This is a genomic window from Phocaeicola sp. RTP21198st1_B8_RTP21198_201120 (assembly GCF_040929485.1).
GTDB classification, from domain to species: Bacteria; Bacteroidota; Bacteroidia; order Bacteroidales; family Bacteroidaceae; genus Phocaeicola; species Phocaeicola dorei.
This window is the reverse complement of the sequence record NZ_JBCOCI010000322.1, coordinates 842-1,485: the sequence shown is the minus strand read 5'-3', so window position 1 is coordinate 1,485 and position 644 is coordinate 842. Positions and strand designations below refer to the sequence as shown.

Sequence of the window (644 nt, the reverse complement as noted above, 5' to 3'; positions counted from 1 at the left end):
GGTTGCCGCCTTTGCTGACTATCTGGCGCGTGAAACGGGTGATTCCTATGCCGGATGGTATGCCGGAGAATGTCGGGAGCTGTTGCGTCGGGATTATGAATTGCGTCTTTACCGGATGTGCACCGAGCAGGATTACAACACAGCTTTTCCTGCCGGGGCTGATAAAATGGTGTGGTATAAAGATGCCGGTGAAGTAGCCATGCACAGTGCACCGGAAGATGTAGAAAAAGATCTTGCACTCTCGTTCCGTTCCAGTACATTCGGATCCGGCAGTCACACGACTGCCAGCCAGAATGCTTTTAATCTGTTGTATAAGGGTGTCGATGTGTATCGCAGTACGGGCTATTATCAGAACTTTAGCGATGCTCATAATCTGATGTCCTATCGCCATACGCGGGCGCATAATTCACTGTTGGTAAACGGCATCGGGCAACCTTATTCTACCGAAGGTTATGGCAGTGTGATGCGTGCTATGGGCGGACAGCATATCAGTTACTGTTTGGGAGATGCTTCACATGCTTACAGAAGTATCAGCAATGACCCGATGTGGGTTGGCTACTTCAAGCAGGCAGGTATTGAGCAGACGCCTGAAAATGGATTCGGTGCCACTCCGTTGACTAAATACCGTCGGCACGTGTTGATGC

At 50.2% G+C, this 644-nt stretch carries 1 pseudogene; it reads left to right on the top strand.

From position 1 onward, the window contains the following. A pseudogene (locus AB5935_RS25890) lies at nt 1–644 on the top strand (heparinase II/III family protein); the annotation flags it as partial.